The sequence below is a fragment of the Algibacter ulvanivorans genome, assembly GCF_048381495.1.
In the GTDB taxonomy this organism is placed as follows: domain Bacteria; phylum Bacteroidota; class Bacteroidia; order Flavobacteriales; family Flavobacteriaceae; genus Algibacter_B; species Algibacter_B ulvanivorans.
In genome coordinates, this window is sequence record NZ_JBLWGD010000007.1 from 14,428 (window position 1) to 41,376 (window position 26,949).

27 protein-coding genes are annotated in these 26,949 nt (G+C 31.8%); 11 read left to right on the forward strand and 16 right to left on the reverse strand.

The window, feature by feature from the left end:
* Positions 1-28: 28 nt before the first annotated feature.
* Complete coding sequence (lipB, locus tag ACNG5D_RS14745; RefSeq protein WP_418184298.1) at positions 29-727, reverse strand: lipoyl(octanoyl) transferase LipB; 699 nt, start codon at positions 725-727, stop codon at positions 29-31.
* Positions 728-756: 29 nt separating this feature from the next.
* Positions 757-915 carry a YqaE/Pmp3 family membrane protein gene (locus ACNG5D_RS14750; protein ID WP_418184299.1) on the reverse strand — a complete coding sequence of 53 codons (159 nt, stop codon included), beginning with the start codon at positions 913-915 and terminating at the stop codon, positions 757-759.
* Between the two features lie 195 nt (positions 916-1,110).
* Between ACNG5D_RS14750 and lysS the strand changes: the two genes are divergently transcribed.
* Positions 1,111-2,805, forward strand: a complete 1,695-nt coding sequence (gene lysS, locus ACNG5D_RS14755; RefSeq protein WP_418184300.1) for a lysine--tRNA ligase — start codon at positions 1,111-1,113, stop codon at positions 2,803-2,805.
* Positions 2,806-3,039: 234 nt separating this feature from the next.
* Here the strand turns inward: lysS and ACNG5D_RS14760 are convergent, their stop codons facing one another.
* Positions 3,040-3,864 carry an alpha/beta hydrolase gene (locus ACNG5D_RS14760; RefSeq protein ID WP_418184301.1) on the reverse strand — a complete coding sequence of 275 codons (825 nt, stop codon included), beginning with the start codon at positions 3,862-3,864 and terminating at the stop codon, positions 3,040-3,042.
* Complete coding sequence (locus ACNG5D_RS14765; RefSeq protein ID WP_418184302.1) at positions 3,824-4,702, reverse strand: alpha/beta hydrolase; 879 nt, start codon at positions 4,700-4,702, stop codon at positions 3,824-3,826. Before ACNG5D_RS14765 ends, ACNG5D_RS14760 begins: the two co-directional genes overlap by 41 nt.
* A 136-nt stretch (positions 4,703-4,838) precedes the next feature.
* On the opposite strand from ACNG5D_RS14765, the gene ACNG5D_RS14770 reads away from it, so the two are divergent.
* Positions 4,839-6,056 carry a hypothetical protein gene (locus tag ACNG5D_RS14770; RefSeq protein WP_418184303.1) on the forward strand — a complete coding sequence of 406 codons (1,218 nt, stop codon included), beginning with the start codon at positions 4,839-4,841 and terminating at the stop codon, positions 6,054-6,056.
* Positions 6,057-6,266: 210 nt separating this feature from the next.
* Complete coding sequence (locus ACNG5D_RS14775) at positions 6,267-6,743, forward strand: hypothetical protein (RefSeq protein ID WP_418184304.1); 477 nt, start codon at positions 6,267-6,269, stop codon at positions 6,741-6,743.
* Between the two features lie 76 nt (positions 6,744-6,819).
* Here ACNG5D_RS14775 and hemL read toward each other — a convergent pair whose 3' ends face one another.
* From hemL to ACNG5D_RS14795, 4 genes are read right to left on the reverse strand one after another with little or no spacing between them, the layout of a single operon-like run.
* Positions 6,820-8,106: a glutamate-1-semialdehyde 2,1-aminomutase gene (hemL, locus tag ACNG5D_RS14780; RefSeq protein WP_418184305.1), complete on the reverse strand. Its 1,287-nt coding sequence runs from the start codon at positions 8,104-8,106 to the stop codon at positions 6,820-6,822.
* A 5-nt stretch (positions 8,107-8,111) separates the two neighbouring features.
* The gene (locus tag ACNG5D_RS14785; RefSeq protein WP_418184306.1) at positions 8,112-8,888 is read right to left on the reverse strand and encodes a glucosaminidase domain-containing protein; all 777 of its coding nucleotides are present in this window, start codon (positions 8,886-8,888) and stop codon (positions 8,112-8,114) included.
* Between the two features lie 4 nt (positions 8,889-8,892).
* Positions 8,893-9,801, reverse strand: a complete 909-nt coding sequence (locus tag ACNG5D_RS14790; RefSeq protein ID WP_418184307.1) for a 1-aminocyclopropane-1-carboxylate deaminase/D-cysteine desulfhydrase — start codon at positions 9,799-9,801, stop codon at positions 8,893-8,895.
* The gene (locus tag ACNG5D_RS14795) at positions 9,791-10,129 is read right to left on the reverse strand and encodes a hypothetical protein (protein WP_418184308.1); all 339 of its coding nucleotides are present in this window, start codon (positions 10,127-10,129) and stop codon (positions 9,791-9,793) included. Before ACNG5D_RS14795 ends, ACNG5D_RS14790 begins: the two co-directional genes overlap by 11 nt.
* Before the next feature lie 49 nt (positions 10,130-10,178).
* On the opposite strand from ACNG5D_RS14795, the gene ACNG5D_RS14800 reads away from it, so the two are divergent.
* The 3 genes from ACNG5D_RS14800 (at position 10,179) to ACNG5D_RS14810 (ending at position 13,016) form a co-directional block, all read left to right on the forward strand.
* Complete coding sequence (locus ACNG5D_RS14800; protein WP_418184309.1) at positions 10,179-10,343, forward strand: DUF5522 domain-containing protein; 165 nt, start codon at positions 10,179-10,181, stop codon at positions 10,341-10,343.
* A gap of 128 nt (positions 10,344-10,471) precedes the next feature.
* Positions 10,472-11,023 carry a DUF4136 domain-containing protein gene (locus tag ACNG5D_RS14805; protein ID WP_418184310.1) on the forward strand — a complete coding sequence of 184 codons (552 nt, stop codon included), beginning with the start codon at positions 10,472-10,474 and terminating at the stop codon, positions 11,021-11,023.
* 235 nt (positions 11,024-11,258) lie between these two features.
* The gene (locus tag ACNG5D_RS14810; protein ID WP_418184311.1) at positions 11,259-13,016 is read left to right on the forward strand and encodes an aromatic amino acid hydroxylase; all 1,758 of its coding nucleotides are present in this window, start codon (positions 11,259-11,261) and stop codon (positions 13,014-13,016) included.
* Positions 13,017-13,087: 71 nt separating this feature from the next.
* On the opposite strand, the gene ACNG5D_RS14815 is transcribed toward ACNG5D_RS14810, so the two are convergent.
* Positions 13,088-13,837 (reverse strand): enoyl-CoA hydratase/isomerase family protein, encoded by a 750-nt coding sequence (locus ACNG5D_RS14815; protein ID WP_418184312.1) that lies wholly within the window; start codon positions 13,835-13,837, stop codon positions 13,088-13,090.
* 81 nt (positions 13,838-13,918) lie between these two features.
* Here ACNG5D_RS14815 and ACNG5D_RS14820 point away from each other — a divergent pair, with 81 nt between their 5' ends.
* Positions 13,919-14,251: a rhodanese-like domain-containing protein gene (locus ACNG5D_RS14820; RefSeq protein ID WP_418184313.1), complete on the forward strand. Its 333-nt coding sequence runs from the start codon at positions 13,919-13,921 to the stop codon at positions 14,249-14,251.
* Here ACNG5D_RS14820 and ACNG5D_RS14825 read toward each other — a convergent pair.
* The 7 genes from ACNG5D_RS14825 to alaS all read right to left on the reverse strand — a co-directional run bounded on the left by ACNG5D_RS14825 (position 14,246) and on the right by alaS (position 24,266).
* Positions 14,246-14,860, reverse strand: a complete 615-nt coding sequence (locus ACNG5D_RS14825; RefSeq protein WP_418184314.1) for a DUF4230 domain-containing protein — start codon at positions 14,858-14,860, stop codon at positions 14,246-14,248. The two genes, ACNG5D_RS14820 and ACNG5D_RS14825, sit on opposite strands and share 6 nt — an antisense overlap.
* A 181-nt stretch (positions 14,861-15,041) precedes the next feature.
* Complete coding sequence (locus ACNG5D_RS14830; protein WP_418184315.1) at positions 15,042-15,692, reverse strand: response regulator; 651 nt, start codon at positions 15,690-15,692, stop codon at positions 15,042-15,044.
* Positions 15,693-15,702: 10 nt separating this feature from the next.
* On the reverse strand, positions 15,703-17,583 hold the full coding sequence (locus ACNG5D_RS14835) for a tetratricopeptide repeat-containing sensor histidine kinase (protein WP_418184316.1): 1,881 nt from the start codon (positions 17,581-17,583) through the stop codon (positions 15,703-15,705).
* A 526-nt stretch (positions 17,584-18,109) separates the two neighbouring features.
* Positions 18,110-19,951, reverse strand: coding sequence for an outer membrane protein assembly factor BamB family protein (locus tag ACNG5D_RS14840; RefSeq protein ID WP_418184317.1), 1,842 nt, complete (start codon positions 19,949-19,951; stop codon positions 18,110-18,112).
* Between the two features lie 71 nt (positions 19,952-20,022).
* The gene (locus ACNG5D_RS14845) at positions 20,023-20,562 is read right to left on the reverse strand and encodes a DUF6252 domain-containing protein (RefSeq protein ID WP_418184318.1); all 540 of its coding nucleotides are present in this window, start codon (positions 20,560-20,562) and stop codon (positions 20,023-20,025) included.
* An 80-nt stretch (positions 20,563-20,642) separates the two neighbouring features.
* On the reverse strand, positions 20,643-21,587 hold the full coding sequence (locus ACNG5D_RS14850; protein WP_418184319.1) for a GSCFA domain-containing protein: 945 nt from the start codon (positions 21,585-21,587) through the stop codon (positions 20,643-20,645).
* Positions 21,588-21,650: 63 nt separating this feature from the next.
* Positions 21,651-24,266 (reverse strand): alanine--tRNA ligase, encoded by a 2,616-nt coding sequence (gene alaS / locus ACNG5D_RS14855; protein WP_418184320.1) that lies wholly within the window; start codon positions 24,264-24,266, stop codon positions 21,651-21,653.
* Positions 24,267-24,488: 222 nt separating this feature from the next.
* On the opposite strand from alaS, the gene ACNG5D_RS14860 reads away from it, so the two are divergent.
* The 4 genes from ACNG5D_RS14860 to ACNG5D_RS14875 all read left to right on the forward strand — a co-directional run bounded on the left by ACNG5D_RS14860 (position 24,489) and on the right by ACNG5D_RS14875 (position 26,941).
* Entirely contained in the window at positions 24,489-25,460 is a 972-nt protein-coding gene (locus tag ACNG5D_RS14860) for a M23 family metallopeptidase (RefSeq protein ID WP_418184321.1), read from the forward strand.
* Positions 25,460-25,789, forward strand: a complete 330-nt coding sequence (locus ACNG5D_RS14865; protein ID WP_418184322.1) for a MerR family transcriptional regulator — start codon at positions 25,460-25,462, stop codon at positions 25,787-25,789. Before ACNG5D_RS14860 ends, ACNG5D_RS14865 begins: the two co-directional genes overlap by 1 nt.
* 123 nt (positions 25,790-25,912) lie before the next feature.
* Positions 25,913-26,500 (forward strand): LemA family protein, encoded by a 588-nt coding sequence (locus tag ACNG5D_RS14870; protein WP_418184323.1) that lies wholly within the window; start codon positions 25,913-25,915, stop codon positions 26,498-26,500.
* A gap of 3 nt (positions 26,501-26,503) precedes the next feature.
* On the forward strand, positions 26,504-26,941 hold the full coding sequence (locus ACNG5D_RS14875) for a TPM domain-containing protein (RefSeq protein ID WP_418184324.1): 438 nt from the start codon (positions 26,504-26,506) through the stop codon (positions 26,939-26,941).
* The last annotated feature ends 8 nt before the right edge of the window (positions 26,942-26,949 follow it).

The window sequence follows — 26,949 nt, forward strand, 5'->3', positions numbered from 1 at the left end:
TATTTAAAAAGGTATTTTTACTTTTACTTTAAAACATTTCTGCTTCAAAAAGATTAGTAAAATGTTTTATTAGCTTTTCTTTAACTTCGGTTTCGTTAACTTCCTTTTTTCCTAATTCTACATTTAAAGAAGTTACTGCTTTGCCCTTAATACCACAAGGTATCATTAAATCGAAATAACCTAAATCGGCATTTACATTTAAAGCAAACCCATGCATCGTTACCCAACGACTTGCCCGCACTCCCATAGCACATATTTTACGTGCAAACGGTGTTCCTACATCTAACCACACACCTGTTTCGCCAGGACTACGCTCGGCTTTTAAACCATATTCTGCCAGAGTTAAAATTATCATCTCTTCTAGAAAACGTAAGTACTTATGTATGTCTGTAAAAAAATTATCTAAATCTAAAATAGGATAGCCAACAATTTGTCCAGGCCCATGATATGTAATATCACCCCCTCGATTTACTTTATAAAACGTAGCATTTTTAGCTTTTAATTGTGTTTCGTCTACTAACAAATTTGTTATATCGCCACTTTTACCTAATGTATACACATGCGGATGCTCTACAAATAAAAAGTAGTTTTTAGTTTCTAAACCAGCAGCTTCTCTCCTGTTTTTAATTTTAGAATCTACTATAGCTTTAAACAAATTTTCTTGGTAATCCCACGTTTGCTTATAGTCTTTTAAGCCTAAATCTTGAAGTTCTATTTTTTTATTCATAGACAGCAAAATTACGACATTTTTAGGTTTTAATTTTTAGGGTTGTTAAGTATTACCAATGCAGCAATTACTCCTGGAACCCAACCACAAAGCCATAACAAAAAAACAATAACAATGGAGCCACACCCTTTATCTATAACAGCCAAAGGAGGACAAATAATAGAAAGCAAAACTCTAAAAAAACTCATGTATTTGATTTGATTTTAATTGATTGATGTAGTTATATGACGAAAAATTAATCCATTTGTTACACTTAGCATTAAATATTATAAATTAATACACTTTCCGTCTAATAACGCTTAAAAAAATCGTAAATCTATGGAGTAAAATAGGAAATCAAATGTTTATCTTTGTGCCTTAAAATTTCACATAGTATTTATAACATGTCACAATTATCTGAACAAGAACTTGTAAGAAGAGAAAAATTAGCAAAATTACGTAATTTAGGTATAAACCCTTACCCAGCAGATTTATATCCTGTTAAGGACACATCTAAATCTATAAAAAAAGACTTTAAGGAAGAAAAAAAAGTTGTAATTGCAGGTAGACTAATGTCTAGACGTATACAAGGTAGTGCTAGTTTTGCCGAGTTACAAGATGCCGAAGGCCGAATTCAAGTATATTTTAATAGAGATGAAATTTGTTCTGGAGACGACAAAAGCAAATACAATGATATTTATAAAAAACTACTAGATATTGGTGATTTTATTGGTGTTGAAGGCGAATTATTTACCACTAAAGTTGGCGAAAAAAGTGTTAGAGTTAAAAACTTTACTTTATTAAGCAAAGCTCTAAAACCACTACCATTACCAAGAACCGATGCCGAAGGTAAAGTACATGACGCTTTTACAGACCCAGAGCAACGTTACAGACAACGCTATGCCGATTTGGTTGTAAACCCTCAAGTTAAAGATGTATTTGTTAAACGTACTAAGTTGTTTAACGCTATGCGCCAGTTTTTTAACGACTCTGGTTATTTTGAAGTAGAAACACCTGTTTTACAACCTATTCCTGGTGGTGCAGCTGCTAGACCATTTATTACACACCACAACGCTTTAGATATACCGTTGTATATGAGAATTGCTAACGAATTATATCTTAAAAGACTAATTGTTGGTGGTTTTGATGGTGTTTACGAGTTTTCTAAAAACTTTAGAAACGAAGGGATGGACAGAACGCATAACCCAGAATTTACAGCCATGGAAATTTATGTGGCTTACAAAGATTACAACTGGATGATGGATTTCTGCGAACGTCTATTAGAACATTGTGCTATTGCAGTAAACGGCACTACTAAAGTTACTTTTGGCGAACATGAAATAGATTTTAAAGCGCCTTATGCCAGAGTTACCATGGCAGACTCTATAAAACATTTTACTGGGTTTGACATTACTGGAAAAACCGAAGATGAAATAAGACAAGCGGCTAAAGACTTAGGTATTGAAGTTGACGATACCATGGGCAAAGGAAAATTAATTGATGAAATTTTTGGTGAAAAATGCGAAGGTAACTACATACAACCTACTTACATAACAGATTACCCTAAAGAAATGAGTCCTTTATGTAAAGAGCACAGAGACAACCCAGAACTTACAGAACGTTTCGAGCTTATGGTTTGCGGTAAAGAAATTGCAAATGCGTATTCTGAACTTAACGACCCTATAGACCAACGCGAACGTTTTGAACACCAATTAAAACTCGCAGCTAAAGGTGATGACGAAGCTACAGAGTTTATAGACCATGATTTTTTACGTGCTTTAGAGTATGGCATGCCTCCAACATCGGGCATGGGTATAGGTATGGATAGATTAATTATGTTTTTAACCAACAACCAATCTATACAAGAAGTTTTATTTTTTCCGCAAATGCGACCAGAAAAAAAACCTTTAGCTATTAGTGATGATGCTAAAGCTGTTTTAGAAATTTTGAAAAAAGCAAAAAATTTAGAACTTGTAGATTTAAAAAGCCAATCTGGTTTATCTAATAAAAAATGGGATAAATCTATTAAAGAGTTAACTAAAAATACACTTGCAAAAGTGGAAAAAACAGACAATGGTTTGTTTGTTAGCGCTGTATAATTTTTATAAAAACACAAAACATTAAAAAGCCAGTAATTTAAAATTACTGGCTTTTTTTAAAACTAACCAAACTAAATTTATTAACTAAACTCGGTACAAATATCAGTTATTTAATAACTTAAATAATAGCTTTTGTGAATGTTTAACACTACACATTAATATTTTAAAATTTCTTTAAGAATTAAGGATACAAAATGTTAATTTTTTAAGGAAAGTAACATAAAACATTTTGGTTTATTTAAGTATACGGTTTAAATAATTATGGTATTCATCAAAGGTATTTAAGTTACCATGCCCGCCACCTTCCATGGTTACAAATGTTGTTTTACCTTTGGGCGAAGCTGCAAATAGCTTTTGTGCCGATGCGTATGGCACCACTTTATCATGAGTACCATGCAGCATTAAAACAGGGCATTTTACAGCCTTTATATATTTATAACTTAACAACTTATATTTTAATATTTTTTTTACAGGAAACACAGGAAACCTAGACTGCGCAACATCTAAAATACTGTAATAAGGTGTTTCTAAAATAAGGTGTTTGGGGTTGTTTTTATAACTTATATAAGTAGCAATTCCAGAACCTAAAGAACGGCCGTAAACCATAATATTTTTTTCGTTGTAATGATCCTTTAAATAATCGTAGCAATACTGCGCATCATGGTACAAGGCCTTTTCACTAAGTTTGCCTTTACTTTTTCCGTATGTTCTATAATCCATGACCAAAACATTATATTGCTTTTCAACAAAGTACTCGGCTAAATTGCCCCAACGCGATAAATTGCCTGCATTACCATGAAAAAATAAAATAACACCTTTAGGGTTTTCAATTTTAAAATGAATGGCATTTATAACCGTATCTGCATCCGTTTTAAAAAACAACTCTTCAAAAGGATATGTAAAATTATAAACATAATCTTGCTCTAATACCGTTGGTAAAAACAATAATTTTTCTTGAAAAGCATATAGTAAAGTTCCAACCATAAAATATAAAGTCATTAAAACAAAAACTGTTTTTTTAAGCTTTTGTTTTAATTGGTTTCGAGCTGTGTTTAACATGAATACTAGTTGTTGATAAATCGATTTTTTGAGGTTTGCTATTTAAAATATCATGAATCATTTTGTGGTACGATTCAAAATTATTTAAATCTTTATGCCCGCCTCCAATAACAGTATAAAGCTTAGTAAGTTTTGGATTTACTTTCGATAATTTAATACTGGTTTTGTAAGGAATTAATTTATCATTAGTACCATGAATAATATGAATAGGGCACTTTACATACTTTAACCATTTATAAGTTGGCAATGGGTATTTTATAAGTAAAGACAAAGGCATAAAAGGCGCATAACGCGCTGTAACCTTTGTTAAACTATAATATGGCGCATCTAAAATTAACATTTTAGGATTATTCATTGAAGCCAGTTTAGCTGCAAATCCAGAACCCAAAGAGCGCCCATACAAAACAATGTTTTCTTCAAGAGTCTGTTCCTTAATTTTATTATAAACAACCTGTAAATCTCGTTTTATAGCCTTTTGCGATCGTCTGCCAGTACTTTTTCCAAACCCTCTATAATCAACCATAAGTACATTATAACCATGCCTTGTAAAATCTACTGCAAATTTACCCCAACCTTTTATGCTTTTAGAGTTTCCTTTTAGGTACAATACAACACCTCTAGGCTTACTTTTAGGTTTAAACAAAACACCATTTATAGTAGCACCATCTCTAGTCTCTAAATTATGCTCAACAATATTTTGGTTTTCGTAATAAAACTCAAAATCTTTAGGTAGTTTTTCGGGCTTAAATAACATGTAATCTTGTAAATAATACAAGGCTATACTTATTACCACATAAGCAATTAATACAATAATTAAAATATGTATCCAATAAGACATAAGCTATAACTAATTACTAAATATACAATAATTGAAATAATTGTCTAAAAAAAATATACTATCAAAAAAAACAAACACTTGTATAATTAACAAATACATAATCAATAATTATTTAAACTTTACCTATTTTTACGCGATGCAAAAAAAAGGATTACTTATTTTACTATGTTTATTAAGTTTTAATATAAACGCTCAAGAAAAAGACAGTTTGCTTTATAAAAATGGCATAAACAACCCTAGTATCCTATCAACCCATCATTTTGGTATATTTAGCTCTAGAATAAACACCAATTTTAAATACACACCACCCCAAAAAACCACCTTAGCGCTAAATTACACTAGCGGAAATAATTTTCATCCATTTGTTGAAGCCTACTTTCCAAAAGACCCCGTAATTAGAGAACAACTAAGCCAAGTAAAATGGCACGATCGAAGGTTCGAGTTTATAGATCAAGAAATAACGCCGGCCAATTATTTAAACATTGTTATAGATGCCATTATAAAAGAGTTTAGAGCAACTATTAACATTCCCATAAATACTCAACACGAAATAGGCGTTACACTTAGGTCGTATTTAATAACCAAAGGCAAACACCCATTCTCGTTATTTACAAGCGACGAAAGTATAGAATGGTTTCACAGCAATGTTGCTGGTGGCGAAGACCCATTTGGCAGGCGATATTATGGCTTAAACCAAGTAAATTTTAAATATCAAGACCGTAATGGCAACACCTTAGAGCTAAACAATAACGATTTTTTTATAGGCGGTTTAGAGTTTAGCCACTATTACTACCCCAAACTATCAATAAATAAAACCAAAAACATATACTTAAACTTTGGCACCCATTTAGGCTGGAACACCTCTAAACACAATGCTTCTATAGATGTTGGTATATCTGCAAATGCCATTAAAAAGCTAACATTAAAAAACAATTACGAGCTCAATTTCGCTTTAGGCATTAACACCTTAGCAAAAAACACCATAAACTTTAAAAACGTAATAGACCTAGGAAACGCCCCATTTTTAACAAGTTTTGAAGGCGAAGCAGAAATTACCAAACGCACAAAAAAAGGCAATTATAATGCCTTTGGTATAAATTACCACATACAATCGCGTTACAATAAAAAAGCCGAAAGCGGCTACTACAAACTATTAGGCAAATGGCGCGAAATAAACGGCGGATGGCAAAACGGTGTATACACCCTATACGAACCATTATCTAGCTGGAATTTTATATACACATACGGCACACCAAAATACCTACTATCGCTTTTTGTAAAAGAAGATTTAGAGGTAAACAACGCACCAGATTTCCAAACAGGCATCAGTTTAAAAATACCAATTTCAAAATAATTTTTTGGGCGTTACCACAAGGGTCGGGCTTTCACTACTCGCTGCCTCCTAACGTCGGCGAGCTCAAACACACCGTTCAATCCCTAACGCAAAACCGTTTTCTATTATAAATTAAACAATGTTAATATGTCGTTAAAATTCATATCAACATTAAACCCTTTTTAAATTTCAAAGTCCAAGAAACAAACGCAACAAAAAAACAATTAAAAAATGAAAAAAATAATAGTAATCGCCTTAGCACTTGTAAGCCTACAAGCTATAGCACAAGAAAACAAAAAAGAAAAGCGCAACAAAAGAGAAATGGCAAATAAAATGATGTTGCTTCCTGCAGAAGATATTGCCGCCAATAAAACAAAAAAAATGACATTGCATTTAGATTTAAACGAATCTCAGCAAGCAAAAATTTACAAAATAAATTTAGAAAACGCCACCAAAATGAAAACCATAATGGCAGAGCGTAAAGCAAAAAAAGAAAGCGGAGAAGCTAAAAAACCCACACCAGAACAACGCTTAAAAATGCAAAATGCAAAGCTAGACCATAAAATTGCTATGAAAGCAAAAATGAAAGACATTTTAAATGCCGAGCAATTTGCAAAATGGGAAAAAATTCAACACAGAAAAGGCAAGCACAAAAAAAAGCGTATAGAAAAGGAAGGCAAAAAAAGGTTAGAAAAACATAAAGAATAAAAAAATTAGTTGGTTAATTTGATTATAGTTTAGTTGATTGGAAACGCATCCCAAAGTTTTGGGATGCGTTTTATTTTTACAAGGTTTTTGCAACCATATTAACAGCATTAATTGTAAAATCTAAATCTTCATAACTTAAAGCATCTGTAATAAACCAGGTTTCAAAAGCACTAGGCGCAATATACACACCAGCGTTAAGCATACCATGAAAGAATTTTTTAAAAGTATCGTTATTACCTTTAGCAGCAGTATCAAAATCTACAACCTCGGCCTCATCAAAATGAACCGAAATCATAGAACCAACTCTATTTATAGTATACGTAATATTATTATTGTTTAAAACCGTAGCAATTCCTTTATGTAAATAAGCGGTTTTCTCTTCCAATCTTTTAAACACATCTATATCTGTATTCAGTTCAGTAAGCATGGCTAAACCAGCAGCCATAGCCAAAGGGTTACCACTTAAAGTTCCTGCTTGATAAACAGGCCCTAAAGGCGCTAAAAAATTCATAATCTCGTTTCTAGCAGCAAAAGCCCCTACAGGCAAACCGCCACCAATAACTTTTCCAAAACAAACAATATCTGCATTAATATTAAATAGCTCTTGTGCTCCGCCTTTAGCTAAGCGAAACCCCGTCATAACCTCATCAAACACCAACAATATATTATGAGCATTACACACAGCTCTTAAGTCTTCTAAAAAATTATTTTTTGTAGGCACACACCCCATATTTCCAGCAACAGGCTCTATAATAATACAAGCTATTTCATCTTTATTAGCTTCTATTAAAGCCTTTACATTTTCAATATCATTATACTTAGCCAACAAAGTATCTTTTGCAGTTCCTTTAGTTACTCCTGGGCTATTAGGCGTTCCAAAAGTACTTGCTCCGCTTCCTGCCTGAATTAAAAACGAATCGGAATGCCCATGATAACAACCTGCAAACTTTATAATTTTATCTTTTCCTGTATATCCTCTAGCCAAACGTACAGCACTCATACAAGCTTCGGTTCCAGAGTTTACAAATCGTATTTTATCAATATTAGGCACCATAGAAACTGCTAACTCGGCTATTTGAGTTTCAATTTCGGTTGGCATACCAAACGATGTTCCTTTTTTAGCTTTGTCTACAACAGCATTAACAACAGGTTTATGGGCATGTCCTAAAATCATAGGTCCCCAAGAGTTTATATAGTCAATTAATCTATTTCCATCTTCATCATACAAATACGCTCCTTTTGCTTCTTTTACAAAAATTGGGGTTCCGCCTACGCCTTTAAACGCTCTAACAGGCGAATTTACGCCACCAGGAATTACTTTTTCTGCCTCAGCGAATAATGCGCTGCTTCTTTTATAAATCATATAAATTATTTTTTTGATGATGGTTTTACCACTAACTCTTGCCCTATACTTAAAGCTGTATCGTTTAAACCATTTAAATTTTGAAGTTCTTTTACTGTAATATTATACTTTCTTGAAATAGAATATAAAGTATCGCCTTTAACAACCGTATAGGTAGTTCGGGTTTTGGTTACCGCATCTTCATATTTAGTGTAACGATCTCCTAAAACCTCTTTATCGAACTTATACAACTTATAGCGTTCTATTAAACTAATAAGTTTTTGAGGGTATTTTTTATCGGTTGCATATCCGGCAGCTCTTAGCCCTTTTGCCCATCCTTTATAATCTTCTTGTTTAAGATTAAAAAGTTTTGAGTAGCGTTTACGTTCTGTTAAAAATAAAGAATGATCTCTAAACGAATACTTAGCATCTTTATATTTTCTAAAACATTCCTGTTTCTCATCGTCGTCATGATATATTTTTTTCCCAGTCCAGCCATGACATTTTATTCCAAAATGGTTATTAGCTTCTACCGATAATCTCCCCTTACCCGAGCCAGACTCTAGAATACCTTGAGCCAAGGTAATACTTGCTGGTATACCATACAAACTCATTTCTTGTTGTGCAGTAGCTTTATGCGTATCTATATAACGTTCTGTATTATTAGCATAAACTTTAGGTGTTGTTTTTTTATTTTCTACGCTTTCGGTTTTTGTTTGTGTTTTTTTAGTTACTACGCTTTTCTTTGCTTTACAGCTAAACATGAAAACCGATACACATAATATGATAATTATTCTATTCATTAACTTAAATAATTATTGGTAAATTTTTCTTTTTTAAAATCATATTCATACCCGAAATGCCCTGCAAACCTCCCGTATGAATAGCCAAAATTTTAGAACCTTCGGGAAAATATCCTTTTTCAATTAAATTTATAATTCCAAACATCATTTTACCTGTATAAACAGGATCTAGGGCCACTTGATATTGACTTTTAAACTGATTGATAAACGAGACAAGTTCTTCATTTATTTTAGCATATCCGCCAAAATGATAGTCTGTTATTAATTTCCAATTATTTTGTGTTGCAAATTTACTAATATCTTCTTGTAAAAAGTCACCTTTTAAAGCAGGAAAACCTAAAACTTGTTGACTGGGTTTTAAACAATTTATAAGACCAGAAATTGTGCCCCCAGTTCCTACGGGGCAACAAACATAATTAAAACTCTTATCGCTATCTGTTAAAATTTCTTCGCACCCCTTTACAGCAAAGGTATTGGTTCCGCCTTCTGGAATTAAATAAAATACGCCAAACTCTTTTTTTAAAGCATTTATAAAGATTTCTGACGCTTTATTTCTATATACTTGCCGTGATACAAATTTAAATTTCATACCACATTTTTTAGCAAAACTTAATGTTGAATTATTTGCTATTTCGCCCTCCAACTCCTCGCCACGAATAACACCAATAGTGTTAAAACCCATAATGTTACCAGCTGAAGCTACGGCTGCAATATGATTAGAAAATGCACCTCCAAAAGTTAATAATGTTTGCGCCTTATTTTTTTTAGCTTCAAGAATATTATATTTTAACTTTCTATATTTATTTCCAGATACAAATGGGTGTATTTTATCCTCTCTTTTAATAAAAAGTTCGACCGATTTATTAGTTAAATAAATTTTTTGATTAATACTATTTTCAAGCTTAAATTTCATAGTAGCGAAGATACTTTAAAAAAGCCCATATCGAACGGTTTTCTATATAATCTAAATTGGCTTGATTAGCATAAGCCTCTCTCTCAAACGAAATGTTTCTATATGCATTTTTCCAGTTTTTATACTGCAATAACCGTATTAAAAACTCTAATAAATAACAAAAATAAAACGGTATAATTAAAGTTTCTAACTGCTGCTTTAAATGAATTTTTTCATGATTAATTAAAACTTTATTTTCTTTTAAAGCTACTGTTTTTAAAAAAATAAAAGGAAATAAAGTCATTCCTGTATAACCTCTAGGCACAAAATATTTTGAAATAAAAATCATGTTAATAGCAACTCAAAAATCAATCCAAATTACATTATCTTTGCTTAAGATGAAAAAAAAGATACCTATTGAAGATGGCGATTACTATTTAACCCCCGAAGGTTATCGTTGTTTTACAGAACAATACCACCTAAAACGCGGATATTGTTGCGAAAGTGGTTGTAGACATTGCCCTTATGGATACAACAAAGCTACAAACTCAATAAAAAAATAGATTTACGCATACATGAATACTTTAACATACTTGGTATGATTATTGATGTTAAAACTACAAGCGGTAAGCTAAAAAAATAAGGCTGTTATAAAGAACTTATACAGCTAAACCATTAAAAAAATTGTACTATGAAAAAATTTTTAAATTCCCTGCCACTTTTAGCGCTTCTAATTATAGTATCCTCATGCAGCTCGGTTAGAGTTGCCGCAGACTACGACAAAGAAGCAACATTTAATAATTACAAAACCTTTGCTTTTTTTAAAACTGGCATTGATAAAGCCGAAATTAGCGATTTAGATAAACGTAGAATTCTTCGTGCTATAGAAACCGAACTTTTAGCTAAAGGTTTTACAAAATCTGAAAAGCCAGATATACTTGTTAGCTTATTTACAAAATCGCAGCAACGTGTAGATGTTTACAACAATTCCTGGGGCATGGGCGGCTGGGGTTGGGGTGGTTTTGGTCCTGGTTGGGGTTGGGGTTGGAATCAACAACCTAGTGTTTCAACCAGTACACAAGGTCATTTGTATATAGACTTAATTGATGCCAACAAAAAAGAATTAGTTTGGCAAGGCATGGGAACTGGTTATTTAAGCAAAAACATGGAAAAGAAAGAAGCTAGAATAAAGGAATTTGTATCTAAAATTATGGAAAAATACCCTCCTGGCGCTCAAAACTAATCGCCTCTAAAAATAGCTTTTAAGAAATTTAATAAAAACAGACAACTTAAATACGTTGTCTGTTTTTTTATACCCTCTTATCTTATTATACAAAACATTCAATATTAAAAATTAGCAGGTTTTATAATTGAATTAAAAAACTTTCCTCCATTATAATTTGAAAGAACCTTTAAAATATCTTTATTTTAATGAATTATTCGTATTTTTATTGAGGATTTATATAAAAAAATTATCAATGTCGGATTTATTTGAATCAAACGAAATACTACAAAAGCTACCTGAGCATCTAAAACAGTTTATAAAACCTCAAAACTACGAGGACTATTCTGCTATTGATCAAGCTGTTTGGCGCTACGTTATGCGAAAAAATGTCGATTTTTTAAGTAAAGTAGCTCACAGTTCTTATCTAGACGGCTTAAAACAAACAGGTATTTCTATTGACAATATTCCTAACATGTACGGCATGAACCGTATTTTAAAAGATATTGGTTGGGCTGCCGTTGCGGTTGATGGGTTTATTCCACCAAATGCCTTTATGGAATTTCAAGCTTATAATATTTTAGTAATTGCTAGCGATATTAGGCAACTAGAACATATTGAATATACACCTGCTCCAGATATTATACACGAAGGCGCAGGACATGCGCCAATTATTGCAAACCCAGAATATGCCGAATACCTAAGGCGATTTGGAGAAATTGGTTGCAAAGCCATATCCTCTTCTAAAGACTACCAACTTTACGAGGCTGTTAGGCATTTATCAATTATTAAAGAGGCACCAAACTCTTCTGAAAAAGATATTGCTTTAGCAGAAAAAGCGGTTGAAGATTTACAACAAAACATGGGAGCTCCTAGCGAAATGGCTTTAATTAGAAACTTACATTGGTGGACTGTCGAGTACGGACTAATTGGAACTATTGAAAACCCCAAAATATATGGAGCCGGCTTACTATCGTCCATAGGTGAAAGCGCTTGGTGTATGACAAATGAGGTTGAAAAACTACCTTACAATATTAATGCTACTTACAAAGATTTTGATATTACAAAACCTCAGCCTCAACTTTTTGTAACTCCTAATTTTGCTCATTTAAGTTTAATTCTAGAGGAGTTTGCTAATACTATGTCGTTACGCAAAGGTGGTTTATCTGGTGTAAACAAACTAATAGAATCTAACGCTCTAGGAACTATCGAGTTAAGCACAGGCTTACAAATTTCGGGCATTTTAAGTAATGTTATAGAACACGAGGGAAAACCCATTTACATACAAACTACTGGAAAAACAGCCCTTGCCTACCGCGAAAAAGAATTGGTTGGCCATGGTACATCTACGCATTTAGAAGGTTTTGGATCGCCCATTGGTAAACTTAAAGGCATAAATATAGCTATTGAAGATATGAGCCCTCGAGATTTGGCTGCATATCATATTTATGAAGAAAAAATTGTAACTCTAGAGTTTGAAGGTGGCATAGTTGTTTCTGGTGAAATTATTACGGGTAAACGTAACCTACAAGGAAAAATAATTTTAATTAGTTTTAAAAATTGTACAGTTACACATAATAATACCGTTTTATTTAAACCCGATTGGGGTAATTATGATATGGCTGTTGGTAAAGACATTGTTTCTGCTTTTTCTGGGGTTGCCGACTTAAATAGTTTTGATTTAATTACACACAAAACATCATCGAACACTATTCATGTTAAAAAATCTGAAAAACGTTTAGCTTTAGAAAGTTTATACCAACAAGTTAGAGATTATAGAGAAGGTACCAATAAAACTATTTCTAGAACTAAAGTTTTAGAAGAACTTATTGATAAACACACAAACGATTGGTTATTACCTGTAGAACTTTATGAGTTGGCGCATTTAGGCAACGAATTAGAGTTGTGCGAAAAAATACTATCTCATTTAGAAGGCATAAAACAAAACAATCCTAAATTAGGTCGTTTAATTGATGATGGATTAGAAATTATTCAATCTAAAATTAACATATAATTTTAAAATCATACTGTAACCTACAACAAAACTAATCGAGACTTTTAAACGGTTTTCGTATTCAAAATCTATTACCTAAACCGTTTTAAAGTCTTTTTTGTAAACTTACTTAAAACCAATTTACCGCTGGTTTCTGCACGTTCAGACAAAAGTTCGTCCCAATTATCGGTTCCTTTCCAGAATACTTTTTTCATTTCTTTTAAAGCATCAGCATTGTATCCTGCAAGCTTTTCAGCTAAAATTTTAACAGCTTCATCTAAAGCTTCAGTAGTTTCAAAAACCTCAGAGTACAAACCTTTTTCTTTGGCAAATTCAGTTGTAAAAAAAGTTTCGGCATCTATAGTCATTTGCGACATCGCCGTTACACCAATTTTTCTAGAAACTGCTGGCTCTATTACAAATGGGCCAATACCAATACTTAATTCGCTTAATCGTATAGAGGCATATTGCGTTGCCAAACAATAATCTGTAGCTGCAGCCAAGCCAACACCACCGCCAACGGTTTTACCTTGTACGCGCCCAATTATTAATTTAGGGCATTTACGCATGGCGTTAATAACATTTGCAAAACCCAAGAAAAATTGTTTTCCAGAAGTTTGGTTATCTATAGCTATTATTTCGTTAAAACTGGCTCCGGCACAAAAGGTTCTATTACCTCCACTTTTTAGTACAATAACTTTAACATCGTCATTTTTTCCTGCATCAGTAATAGTTTGTTCTAATTTTAATAAAACATCACTAGGCATGGAGTTTCTATTTGGATGAAAAAACTCTACAAAACCAACATTATTTTGAATAGTAAGTGATACGTAAGCTTCCATAAACTCTTTATTTTTTAAAAATGAAATATACACAAAAATTAATGTATTTAACCTTAAACACTAGGTTTAGTTCATTAAATAATGATTAATTTTAAAGAAAAACAACCCATGAGAATTTTAAGTTATTTTTTTAAAAGTCATAAAAATGAAATTAAAGATTTTATTAAAAGAGGCGCTGTTATTATTGATGTACGTACAGAACGCGAATGGAACAAAGGGCATTTACCCAATGCTATTCTTATTCCTTTAAGCGATTTAAAAAACCATATTGAAGAAATAAAACTAATTAAAAAGCCAGTTATTGCGTATTGTAAAAGTGGTGCCCGCTCTGCAAGAGCGACTAAACTTTTAAAGTTTTATAAAATTGAAGCCATTAATGGTGGTGGTTATGCCTATTTAAGTAGGCTTTTATAAGGCAATGTTTTGTAACGCATCATAACTTGTTATTGGTGTTTGGTTAAATTGTAAAGTCCATCCCATAGAATTTGTTAAAATATAAAATTTAGCCAACTCGCTAATAAGTCTGTTTTTAGCATTTGCTTTTAAATCTGATTTTTCAATTTTATTTAATAAAGATTTATTTATAGTTCTTTTAATCTCATTATAATCTTTAGCATCAAAAGGGTTTAAATAATCTGCTTGTATATCATAATACTCTAAATCTGGATTTATTTTAATGTCTTCATCAGGTATTTCTATAATTTTAAGTATTTTATTGGTTTGATCTATTTCAAATTTAATTTTACTTAAATCGTAAGCCACAGTAACCTCTGCATTAACAACAATTAGTGCCTTTTTTTCTGCAGAAAACAAATCGCCAAACATAGCTTTAGAATTTTTATAGTTAAAAACTTCGCTAAAATGCCCCTCTGTTACAATAAGTTTACCTACGTGGTTTATTTGTTCTTGAATTAGTGCCGAGTTTTCTTTAAGTAGGGTTTTATTGTTCTTTTTATCGCCACAATATTTAAAAGTGAATAATACAACCAAGGTAATTATTACACCGAATAGAATTTTTCGCATGTACTAATTTAAAAATTAAATAAGACTTTAGGTTGGTTAATTCGTTAAATTTAAAGCAAAAAAAAACATCAGTTTCCTTCGACATAAGAAGTCTAACCAATGTATTTTTACTAAACTAAACTAACACTACAAATATACACACAACCAGCAATACCTAGATTAACCAAAGGTTAAACAATGTTTAAATTAAGTTATTGCGTTTTGCTTTTTGTACAGCCTCTAATTTATTGTGTACTTGAAGTTTTTTATATATGTTTTCAATGTGTTTTCTTACTGTGCCTACAGAAAGAATTAAATTACTCGCAATTAAATTATAACTTAAGCCTTTACTTAAGTGCTCTAAAACCTCAACTTCTCTTGGCGTTAGCTTAATGTTTTCCTGTGCTTTAACATTATCTATACCTAACGGGTTTCTAAGTAGTTTTAAGGTTTTTAAAGCTATTGATGGGTGCATAGCTGCACCACCATTTAAAGTTTCTATTATGCCTTTATGCAAATTTCCAGCATTAACTTCTTTAAGTAAATAGCCATCTGCACCAGCTTTTATTGCATTAAAAATGTTCTCGTCGTTATCAAAAACAGTTAACATTATTATTTTAATATGCGGGTACTTTTGTTTTATAATTTGTGTTGTTTCAATACCATTTAAAACAGGCATTTCAATATCCATTAAAATTATATCTATATTATGGTTGCTTTGGAGTTTTTCTAATAAATCTGAACCATTTAGGGCAGAAATTCTAACCTTTAAGTCTTCAAAAAAAGATAATTTTTCTTCAACAGTTTTTATTAAAAAAGTATTATCGTCTGCAATGGCTATTTTTATTTTCATAAATACGTATTTACGCCTTTAATACTACAATAATCTTAGTGCCTTTATTTAAAACACTTTCTATATTAAAATTGGCATTAATATCTCTGGCTCTTTTTTTCATATTATTAAGTCCGTTACCGCTTTCTTCTGCTTCAACAAAACCCTTACCATTATCTTCTATTTCTATTTTAATTTGTGCCTTTGTTTTATAAATATTAACAGAAACCTTGTTTGCGTTTGAGTATTTTATAGCATTATTAATGGCTTCTTGTATTATTCTGTACACATTCATACCTATTAACGATGTAAACTCTAAATTTTTAGAGAGGCTTTTATCTATATTAAAACTAAAGGTAATGGTGTTTAAAGCTGCTCCTGCTTTATCAATAAAGTTTGAGATGCGAGTTTCTAAATCTTCTAAAGAAATAGCATTTTTATTCATGGCCCAAATGGTATCTCTAAGCTCGTAAATAGTATCTTTAGTAAAGGTGCTTATTCCGGAGAGTTTACTTGTTAGCTTTTCGTTTTTTATTTTAAAACCATATTGTAAATTTTCGATTGATGAGATAATAAAAGTGAGTTGTGCGCCTATATTATCATGCAAATCTCTAGATATTCTTAAGCGTTGGTCTTGCAATCTATTTTGAGTTTCTATTTTTATTAATGCTTCTTTAAGTTCGCTTTCCTTTTTTAATTGCTGATTTTTTAACTTTTGCTGCTTAAAAAACAAATATCCTAAAGCAGAAATAACTATTGCTAAAATGCACAAACCTAATATTTGGGTATTCTTTTTATTTAGACGAAGTTCTTTTTCGGCTATATCTGCCCGTTGAGATAATATTTGCTTTTCTTTCTTTTCTGTTTGATACTCAATTTCTAACTCTGCTACTTTACTGTTTGTTTGAATATTTAATACACTATCTTTAAATTTCGAATAATCTTTATAATATTTTAAAGCTTGTTTTGTATTATTTTTAGCTTCGTAATATTGCGAATAATTAAATAGTGCGGTTTCTATATCTACCGATGTTTTATATTGTTTGGCATAAAAATAGGCACTATCTATATATTTTTTTGATGCCAAAACTCTATTATTTTCTATTAAAACTTGGGCTATATTATTATAACTTGCTCCTAAACCAGCTAAATTTCCAATAGTTTTTTCTATTCTGGCAGACTTGTTAAAATAATACAATGCCGAGTCTATTTCTTGAAGATAATAATATACAGCGCCAACATTATTGGCAGACTCTGCAATTCCTTTTTTATCGTTTAGCTTTTCCTCTATATTTAAAGAATATTGAAAATAATTTAATGCTTTATCTAGGTTACCATCGTTAGCATAAATAATTGCTATATTATTATAAGCCTGAGACATTCCTTTATTATCGTTTAAAAGCTCAAATGTTTTTTTTGCGATTAAATGATACTCGATAGCCTTATCATTAATTCCTAAATAACTATATACAAGTCCAATATTATTAGTTACTGTTGCTATTTTATTTTCGTTAAAGACGGCCTCATAGATACTTAAGGCTTTTAAATATACTTTTAAGGCTTCCTCGTAAAGCCCTAATTGCCTATTACAAGCACCTATATTATTGTAGGCGCTTGCCATAATTATTGAGTCTTTGGTTATAGACAAGCTCTCTAATGAGTAAGTTTTTGCTTTATCAAACTTACCCAAATCTCTATAAACCAAACCCAGATAATTTTTAGCTAAGCTAACCTCTGGAGTGCTATTATTTTTAACAGCTATATTAAGTGCTTTTTCTAAAACAGCTATAGCCTTTTCGGGCTCTTGTTTATAACTATTAATAGCAGAATCTATAAGATTTTTTGCAGATTCTTGAGAATAAGAAAAACAACAAATAATAATGAACAAAATAGAAATAAACTTTTGCTTCATAAGAAAAATGATTACTTATCAAATATTAATTTTTGAATTAAAAGCAGCTCTTTATTTATTTTAAAAACTCTATGTATAAGTATTTGAAGAAAATTATCTGATAACACTATTCTTCCTTCTATAAATTTAGATTTACTTATTTCATGCTCGTAATTAAGCAATAGCCTCATGAAGCTTTCTTGACCCTTTTTCTTAATTAAATAAATACCAAAACATGCCTTTATAACTAACATACTAAGAGTAAATACGGTTAAAAAAATAATTATGCTAAAAATATCAAACACCATAATAGTAAAATTTAAAGGTTTGATGTGTAGGTGAAAATTGTTTATAAAAAAAACACCAATTACTAACTCCTTTTAAGATTAGAGAAATTGGTGCTTTTTGATATGAACTGATTAATAGCATTCTAAAACTACAATTAAATGTTTTATGTTATTAAAATTTTCGATTAAGTGTGATAAAAAAAGATTAAGCGTAATAATCTGATTACCACGCCTAATCAAACAAATCTCAACAACAAGATTTATTTTTTAAGATTGTAAGCGTATATATTATTGTTGTTTGCTAAGTAGTAAAGATAGCCTCCAAAATCATCAACTTCGTAGGTTGGTTTTTTATCTTTAAGCACAATTTCTTTTTCTACAGCACCAGAATCTTTATTAACTTTTACTAAACCAACACCATCATTTAATTTTGTTAAAATAAATTGTGCATGTTCTGTTGCTGCTGTTGCCGTAAATCGCTTTACCATTTCGTTAAACGATGCCGTACCAATAGCTGCAAACATATCGGCTTCGCGTTTTTTTTGTGCTCCATACTGGTTGTACTGTCCCAAATAGTTTTTATTGGCACCTGCTTTTGCGCTTGCATCCATTGCCATAGTTGTAGAAGCTACCGTCATTGCTGCCAATGCTACCACCGCAAATGCACTTTTACCTGGAGAACGGAAATATTCATGAAATTTTTGAGACCCATCAAAATCTAACATCATTAAGTTTTGACTGGATGATAATAACAAACCTCCATTTCTAACATCAATACTTGTTGGATATTCCTTTTCCTCTAATTTATAACTACCTAACGTACTTATGTCTCCAGAGTTTTCGTTTATTGCAATTATTTCGTTACCTGTACTTATTAAGTAACGGCTATGTGCTTCATCATAAGTACTTGTAACTGTTTTTGCCTTTTTGTACTTAATAGGCTTACTCCATATTGAAGCTCCTGTTTCTAGATTAATAATATCGGCATCGCTATCTGTAATATATATCATACCTTGTTTTGTTAATGCCATGGTGTGTATATTCTCGCCTGTTTTTAATGGTTTTTTAAATAATGGTTTTCCATCAAAAGACACTTTGTTTATTCCGCCTTCTCCTACTCCAAATAAAATACCATCGTCCATGATATAAAAATGCTGCACATACCCTTTTGTTTTTGGTGCTTTTTCCCATAAATCTTCGCCTGTAGCAGAAGACAAAAAAGAGATATTACTCTGCGCTTTAGCGGCTGCTAGTTTACCCAACCCTTTTTTTCCAGAATCTGCCACATCGCTAACTATAGCCAGCCCTTTATCTGTAACTTCAAAATTAGACACTACACCTTTAAGCTTTTTACCTTCACTCCAAACTTGGCTACCTGTAGCGCTAATTTTATGTATAACGTGATTTTTACCTTTACCCTGTACAGCATACATAGATTTACCATCTTTTGCAGGAATTACATAAGCTACATTTTTAATATCGACAACCCAACTTTCTGTTCCTGTATTAATATCTATTTTGTACACGCCTTTAAATGTTGGTAAAATAACACCATTATCTATAATAGTTGGGCTTCCTGTTAAGGTGTTGGTTCCTTTTAAATTAAAGCGCTTCACTTCGTTTCCTGTAGCCATATCGTATATACCTACAGCTTGAACAAATTTTTCTTTTGATGTGCGCTGTCCAGAAACAATAAGCTTGTTTTCTGGCAATAATAATGTTGGTCTGCCAGCGGCTTTCCATCCGTTTGCTTTAGTATCGAATAATCGTTTACCAGACACAATATCTATAACACTTTGTTTTGCTGCTATGCCTCCAAAACCTGCTTGCCCAACCATTACGTAAGGTGAATTTGGTACAATATAAATTTCTTCTTCTTTTACTTTTCCATAATCATCGAAATTAAACAATAAACCGTCTTTACCTGGTTTAATACCCGCAAGCCCCTTACCGTGAGTTATTAATAAAACTCCCGAGCTTGTTACTGTCATTTTTTCAATTTTACCACCAATTTCATAATTAAAATCTGGTGCTTCTGCTTTTTGCGCATTTAGCATTATAGTTGATGCTAAAAGGAAAACAAATATTTTTATATCTCTCATTGTTGAATATTGTTTTGTTAATAATAACAATAGAGTTGCATGAAAGAAACACACAACTCTATTAAAAAAAACTACAAGGTTTGTTTGGTTAAGTTAAATGATCCGTTGGCGATATCTTTAATAGATCCGTCTCCGTTTACATTTTTACACTTAAAACTAAAAGTGCCTTTAACTTTTGAGTCTGTTTCTTCAGAAATAGATATAGAACCTACTTTGGTATCATCATAAGGTGCTTGCCAAATTTCGGTTGTAGAAGCTGTTGGGTTATTTAAGTTCACATCGGTTTCGGTATAAGATGCCGTAACACCACCTAAATTAGCCCCTGTAATATCGTAAGTTCCTTCTCCTGTGTAGCCAAAAATGGTAATAGCAAAAGCATTTCCATCGCTATTTGAAGCAATTATAACTAAATTGTTAACACCGCCAGCTGTTGCTATTGTTGCTGAAGATGAAATTTCCATAGATTGATACGAGGTTCCATCCACACTCGACTTTAATGTACCTGAAGCAGCATCGCCTCCGCTACCTCCATCGTCGCTTTTTGAACACGAATTGAATGTTAATAATGATCCCACCATTACTAATACCATAAATTGTTTTAAATGTCTCATTGTTGAATTATTTATTGATTAATAGTTCAACAAAACTGCAACATTAACAAAGCGAAATCAATACGATGAATTACGTATATTTAAAATACAATATGCGAAAATTGGGCTTGAAGTGTTGCTTTTTTAACTTCAAGATTTTTAAGAAACCTTTGGTGTGCTTGAGATTTTGCATTAAATGGCTTATGCTGAAGTCCTTTTTGAATAGTCTCGATAGTTTCCATCATTTTAAATGCATGATTAGAAAGCCATACTAATTTAAAAGCATTCCAGATATAATTAATGGCTGTTGTGTTTGGATGAATCATATCTTGTTTATAAAAACGATAATCGCGAAGCTCGTCCATCATAATTTCGAACGAAGGAAAATAAAACGATTGCTTATTTAAAACCTGATGAATAGCCGTTATTAAATGCGACTTACTTTGTGTATTCTCTATAAACCCATCTTTAGTATGACGAATTGGAGATACCGTAAATATTACTGAAGCATTTTTATTTACACCACTAATTAAACTTAAAATGCTTTTTAACGATTTAGTAATTGCTTGTACTGTTAACAATTCTTTTTTAAATTGTTTTTGCGGCACCTTATGGCAGTTAGCAACAATATCTTGGGTTTGTGTATTGCGGTAAACCCAAGATGTTCCTAATGTTATAATAATATGCGAAGCTGTTTTTAATTTTAAAGCCAGCACATCTTTTTGTTTGTTTAAATGACTTACTAATTCTTTTTTTGAAGTATTGCTTAGTTTTGAATGTACCTTAAAACAATGCCATTTTTCGTTATGGTTAAACACATCTTTTTCAGAAAAACAATCTTCCTCAATAGCTTTTAAAATTAAATTTTCGATAGCTACCGGATGAAATAATATTCCAAAAGGGTTTATTGTATTTTTAAACTTAAAATAATTAAACTTACCGCCTATATTTTCAGAAAAACAAGACCCTAAAAACAAGATTTCAGAATTGTAATCTATAAGATTATTGTCTTGCTTTTTTAATGGTATTTTAGTGAGCAAATTCAATTATTATTGTGCATTAATTTTAATAACCCAATTAAGAAAATACAAGCTATATTTTATATTAAATTAGCTAATATAGTTTTTACTTTCGCTTAAAGCATTTTCTATACCATCAGGGTTTTTGCCTCCTGCGGTTGCAAAAAATGGTTGTCCGCCACCGCCGCCTTGAATATGTTTACCAAGTTCTCTAACAACTTGCCCTGCGTTTAATCCTTTACTAGACACGAGTTCTTTTGATATATAACACGACAATAAAGCTTTTCCGTTTTGTTCTGTAGCAAATAATAAAAATAGATTATCGAATTGGTTTCCTAGCTCGAAAGCTAAATCTTTTAACCCGCCAGCATCTAAATCTAGTTTTTTAGCTAAAAACTGCACTCCATTTATATTTTCTAACTCGCTTTTAAGTTCGCTTTTAATATGTTTTGCCTTATCTTTTAATAAGGTTTCTATTTGCTTTTTTAAATTTGTATTGTCTTCTTGTAAGTTTTTAAGTGCTTTAACAGGCTCTTTAGCGTTATTTAATAGCGATTTCATATCAAAATAAGCTTGATTATTATCTTGATAAAAATCTCTTACTGCTTTATTTGTTATAGCTTCTATTCTTCTTATACCTGCTGCTACAGCACCTTCAGATACAATTTTAAAATGCCAAATATCGGCTGTATTTTTTACGTGTATGCCGCCACAAAGCTCTATAGATTGCCCAAAACGAATGGTTCTAACCGTATCGCCATACTTTTCGCCAAATAACGCCATAGCGCCATCTGCAACTGCTTGTTCCATAGGAACTTTTCTATTTTCTTCTAACGGTAATTTACCTTCTATTCTAGCATTTACAAAATCTTCTACGTCTTTTAATTGATCGGCAGTAACTTTAGAAAAATGAGAAAAATCAAAACGCAACGCGTTTGGTTTTACTAAAGATCCTTTTTGTTCTACATGATTACCTAAAACAGTTCTTAAAGCTTGATGTAATAAGTGCGTAGCTGTATGGTTACTTGATGTTAACTCTCTGTGCTCATTACTTACTATCGCTTTAAAATTTTCGTTTAGGTGGTTTGGTAAGTTTTTAGCAAAATGAATAATTACGTTGTTTTCTTTTTTGGTATCTATTATGTATACCACATCGCCATGTGTATCCTCTAAAAATCCTTTATCGCCAATTTGCCCTCCTCCTTCTGGATAAAACGGAGTTAAATTAAACACTAATTGATACATGTCTCCATCTTTTTTAGAGGTTACCTTTCTGTATCTGGTTAGTTTTACGTTGGCTTCTAAAGTATCGTATCCTATAAATTCTTCTTCGGCATCTTCTATTAAAATAGTCCAATCGTCAGTAGACATTTCACTAGCTGCTCGAGATCGATTTTTTTGTTTCTGCAACTCTTCATTAAAACCTTTTTCATCTAGTTTTAACGTTTTTTCAGAAAGGATTAATGCTGTTAAATCTATTGGAAACCCGTAAGTATCATATAATTCAAAAGCTTTTTCTCCTGAAACGGTATCGCCTTTTGTTTCGTCTACAATTCTGTTTAGTAAAACCAAACCTTGATCTAGAGTTCTTAAAAAAGATTGTTCTTCTTCTTTTATAACGTTTTCAATTAATTGTTTTTGAGCTTTCAACTCTGGGAATGCTTGCCCCATTTGCTTACTCAATACATCTACCAGCCTATAAATAAAAGGTTCTTTTTTGTTTAAAAAGGTAAATCCATATCGAACAGCACGACGTAAAATTCTTCTAATTACATAGCCAGCTCCAGTATTGCTAGGCAATTGGCCATCGGCTATAGAAAATGCAACGGCTCGAACATGATCTGCAATAACACGTATAGCAATATCTGTTTTTTCGTTTTTACTGTAATTTGTATTTGTTATAGTTTCAATCTCTCGAATTAACGGTGTAAAAACATCGGTATCGTAATTAGATTGCACACCTTGAAGCACCATGCACAAACGCTCAAAGCCCATTCCTGTATCAATATGTTTATTTGGCAAAACTTCTAGCGTCCCATTTGCTTTTCGGTTGTATTGCATGAATACCAAGTTCCAAATTTCTACAACCTGTGGATGGTCTTCGTTTACCAAGGTTTTTCCAGAAACTTTAGCTTTTTCTTCTGCCGATCTAATATCTACATGTATTTCGCTACAAGGGCCACAAGGACCTTGATCGCCCATTTCCCAGAAATTATCTTTTTTATTACCCTTTAAAATACGGTCTTCAGAGATATACTGTTTCCAAATATCAAAGGCTTCGGTATCCATTTCAAGATTATCAGCATCATTACTTCCTTCAAAAACAGTTACATATAATATATCTTTATCAATACCAAAAACTTCGGTTAATAGCTCCCAAGCCCAAGCTATAGCTTCTTTTTTAAAGTAATCGCCAAAACTCCAGTTACCTAACATTTCAAATAATGTATGGTGATAAGTATCGTACCCTACCTCATCTAAATCGTTATGCTTACCAGAAACCCTTAAACATTTTTGCGAATCGGCAAGACGATTATTTTTTGGCGTTCCGTTACCTAAAAAATATTCTTTAAATGGCACCATACCTGCATTAACAAACATTAATGTAGGGTCGTCCTTTAAAACCATTGGCGAAGATGGCACTATGCTATGTTTCTTATCTTCAAAGAAACTTAAAAATTTTGATCGTACTTCTTGTGACTTCATGTATTGATATTGAGCATCTTGTTTCTTAAAAATTAATTTTAATAAGAAACATTTTTTTATATTTACTCTCCAAAATTATTTAAAATTAAGGAGTTCGAGCACCTATAATTAAATTAATAGCATATTTCTATTAAAATAATTTTGTAGGTTTGCTCGTTTACATAATTTATACAACACTTTTGGTTGTATAAATTTAGTTGCAAAAATAGTATAATTTAAGAAATGAGTAAGGTAAAATATTACTACGATAAAGAAACACTTTCTTATCGCAAAATAGAGCGTAAAAAACGAACTACATTTAAATATGCTAGTATTTTTATTTTAGCAGCTGCTTTTTTTGCTTTTATTTTTGTTTTTATTGCCAGCCAGTATGTTGAATCGCCCAAAGAACGCGCTTTAAAAAGAGAGCTACAAAACACCCAATTACAGTTTGAATTATTAAATAAAAAAATGGAACATGCTGAAACTGTTTTAGCTAATGTTGCAGATAGAGATAATAATATTTATCGCGTTTATTTTGAAGCAAATCCTATACCTGAAGAACAACGTAAAGCTGGTTTTGGAGGTATTAATAGATATAAAAACCTAGAAGGCTTTGATAATTCTAAACTAATTATAGAAAGCAACAAACGTTTAGATGTTTTACAGAAACAAATTGTAGTACAATCTAAATCGTTAGACGAAATAGCTATTCTTGCAGAAGAGAAAGAAAAATTACTAGCCGCTATTCCTGCTATACAACCTGTAAGCAATGAAGATTTAACGCGAATGGCCTCTGGTTATGGTATGCGATCGGATCCCTTTACTAAAGTTAGAAAAATGCATTGGGGCATGGATTTTACTGCGCCTAGAGGTACACCAATTTACGCTACTGGCGATGGTGTTGTAGAACGTGCAGATAGTAACTCTTCTGGTTACGGTAAACATATTAGAATAAACCACGGTTACGGCTATACAAGTTTATATGCCCATTTATATAAATATAATGTTAGAAAAAACCAAAAAGTAAAACGAGGCGACCTAATAGGCTTTGTTGGAAGTACTGGACGCTCGGAAGCCCCTCATTTACATTACGAAATATTTAAAGATGGAGACAGAATTAACCCTATAAACTTTTATTACGGTAGCTTAACAGCCGAAGAATTTAACAAACTATTGGAGCACGCTTCTTTAGAAAATCAATCTCTCGATTAATGCATATAGATTTACCAGAAAAAAGATATTATGGTATTGGCGAAGTAGCCAAAGCTTTTGGTGTAAATACCTCTTTAATACGTTTCTGGGAAAAAGAGTTCGATGTACTAAAGCCAAAAAAAAATGCGAAAGGTAACCGTAAGTTTACACCAGAAGACATAAAAAACCTTAAGTTTATATATCATCTTGTTAAAGAACGTGGCTTTACGCTAGAAGGCGCAAAAACGCATTTAAAAGAAGAAAAAAAGCAGGCGCTAAATAATTTTGAAATTATAAGTAAACTTGAAGACATTAAAAACCAACTTATAAAAATAAAGCAACATTTATAAAAGTTACAATGCCTTTTAATTTTTGAAACCATTTTTACAAAAAATCCTTCAATACCAGTAACTTTTGCACAAAACATGTGTCTTACCAATAAGAAATAAAACAAACCATTAAATAATATTATCATGAAAAAATTTTTACCATTAATAATTATAGCCATAATTGTTTTAGGAATTTATTCTTGGGCTAAAGGATTTAATAATACTGCTGTAGAATATGAAGCCGATGCAAAAACAGCGTGGTCTAATGTAGAGAGTGCTTACCAACGTCGTGCCGATTTAATACCAAACCTTGTTGCTACAGTTAAAGGTTATGCTGCTCATGAAAAAGAAACGCTAGAAGGTGTAATAAAAGCAAGATCTGAAGCCACAAAAACTACTATTGATGCAGGCAACTTAACACCAGAAAAAATGGCTCAATTTCAACAAGCACAACAAGGTTTAAGCGGTGCGCTATCTAAATTATTAGTAACTGTAGAGCGTTATCCAGATTTAAAAGCCGATAAAAGTTTCCTTGAATTACAATCGCAACTTGAAGGCACAGAAAACAGAATTAATGTTGAACGCAACCGTTATAACGAAGCCGTAAACAAATACGATATATTTACTACAAAATTTCCAGGAAAACTATTAGCTGGCTTATTTGGATTTGAAGAAATGGCAAGATTTAAAAGTGCTGCTGGTAGTGAAAACGCACCTAAAGTAGAGTTTTAAAAAATGTCTAAAGTAGAAGATTTTTTAACTGCTAAAGAAGAACAAGATATTGTTGAAGCCATTCGTATTGCAGAACTTAATACTTCTGGCGAAATTCGTGTACATATAGAAAAAACCTGCCAAGGCAATGCTACAAACCGTGCCCTAAATGTTTTTCACACACTAAAAATGGGCAATACTAAGCTTCAAAACGCAGTATTAATTTACTTAGCCATTCAAGATAAAACTTTTGTTATTTATGGAGATGAAGGTATAAATAATGTCGTTGAAAAAAACTTTTGGGACAGCACCAAAAACCTTATGCAATCGTATTTTAAACAAGGTAAATTTAAAGCAGGATTAGTTGAAGGTATTATAAAATCTGGAGAGCAACTTAAAACATATTTTCCATATACAGACTCTGACTCTAACGAGTTAACCAATGAAATTTCTAAAGGATAGCTTATTTA